1 pseudogene is annotated in these 1,985 nt (G+C 68.6%); it reads left to right on the forward strand.

What is annotated here, in order from left to right:
- Positions 1 to 207 precede the first annotated feature (207 nt).
- Positions 208 to 1,482, forward strand: a pseudogene (locus AB0O11_RS39300) (ISL3 family transposase).
- The last annotated feature ends 503 nt before the right edge of the window (positions 1,483 to 1,985 follow it).

Genomic DNA, 1,985 nt, shown 5'->3' on the forward strand with positions numbered 1-1,985 from the left:
CCCCTCCCGCACCGCGCACACCCACCACAACGTCCCCGCGCACCATGACACTTCCTCTGACCGACCTCCCAGAGCCGGGCGTGTAACGAATTAGGGGCTCCCCTGTCGCTTCCGTGGGTCGCTGACCAGGGCTGATACGCAGAACACGCCGTATCCCGGCTACGTTTCGACTTGCGAAGATACGAAACGGAAGAACCTGGATACGGCGTGCAATCTGCAAGGATATGGACTCGGCTGCTCGGTGTCGAAAAGACCGTGATCGAGTCGGTGGAGCCCGAGGAGTCCGGTCCGGACGGGGACGGCCCCGAGAGCGTGCTGATCGTGGTGCACGCCCGTCCGGCGAAGGGCCGCCGCCAGCGGTGCGGGATCTGCGGACTGCGATCCGCCAAGTACGACAACGGCGAGGGCCGCCGACGCTGGCGGGCCCTGGACCTGGGCACCCTTCGGGCGGTGATCGAGGCGGACGCGCCGAGGGTGTCCTGCCCCGAGCACGGCGTGACGGTCGCCTCCGTGCCGTGGGCCCGCCACGGCACCGGGCACACCCTGGCCTTCGACGACACCGTGGCCTGGCTGGCCACGCACTGCTCGAAGACCACGGTGGTCCAGTTGCTGCGGATCGGCTGGCGCACGGTCGGCGGGATCTGCGCCCGCGTGTGGGCGGATGTCGAACAGCGCGTGGACCTGCTCGCGGGGCTGACCCGGATCGGCATCGACGAGATCTCCTACAAGCGCCACCACAAGTACCTGACCGTGGTGGTCGACCACGACAGCGGCCGGCTCGTATGGGCGGCGGCCGGACGGGACAAGGAGACGCTGCGGTCCTTCTTCGAACTGCTCGGCCCTGAACGCTCCGCGAGAATCACCCACGTCAGCGCGGACGCCGCCGACTGGATCGCCACCGTCGTCGCCGAGCGCTGCCCGCAGGCGGTGCGGGTGATAGACCCGTTCCACACCGTGCAGTGGGCAACCGACGCGCTCGATGCCGTACGCCGCGAGATCTGGAACGCCGAGCGCGCCGGCAAGGGACGCGCCACCCCGGGCTCCAAATCACTGAAGAAGGCCCGCTGGGCCCTGTGGAAGAACCCCGAGGACCTCACCGAACGCCAGCGCGCGCAACTGGAGTTCGTCGCGAAGGCCCACCCGGTCCTGCACCGCGCCTACCTGCTCAAGGAAGGCCTTCGCCTGGCACTGAAGTCCGGCCCCGACACCCCCGAGGCCCTGCGCGACTGGGTGTCCTGGGCCCGCCGCTCGCGACTGGAGCCCTTCGTCAAGCTGCAACGGGCCATCGTCAAGCACTGGGACGCCATCACGGCGGCGGCCGAGCACTCCATGAGCAACGGGCTCGTGTAGAGCATGAACACCAAGATTCGGCTGATCGCCCGCATGGCCTTCGGCTTCAAGGACCCCGCAGCGCTCATCGCACTCGCCATGCTCAGCCTCGGCGGCCACCGACCCCACCTACCAGGCCGTCAAGCCGCATGAACCCACCCACGGAAGCAACAGGAGAGCCTTAAAAAAATCAAGCTAACCGTTGCCGCCGCTGCGTGAGCCGCGTCCGCCCGCCCGGCCTCGGCGGCCAGGTGCTCGTCCATCTCCGCATCGAGTGCGGCCTGCATCAGCTGCTGCGTGATCAGTGGCAGCAGCCCGTCCTCCGCCCAGCAGCTTCAACCCGCCGGCCCGCACCCGGTCCCGGGCCAGCAGCGTGAGCGCGTCCAGCAGGTCCAGGCTCAGCCCGTCCCCGCCGGCCCCGTCCCCAATGGTGCTTCCGATCGTCGTCACCCCCGCACCGTCGGGGTTCCCGCTGGCCGAGGCAAGCGACACGCCGTCAGCAGCCTCGAACGAGTGAGTGGTTGTGGTGGTCATCAGGAGTCTCCTTTGCCCTGGTTTCCACCTAATTCGTTACACGCCCGGCTCTGGGAGGTCGGTCAGAGGAAGTGTCATGGTGCGCGGGGACGTTGTGGTGGGTGTGCGCGGTGCGGGAGGGG

The organism is Kitasatospora sp. NPDC093102 (genome assembly GCF_040683915.1).
Lineage (GTDB): Bacteria > Actinomycetota > Actinomycetes > Streptomycetales > Streptomycetaceae > Kitasatospora.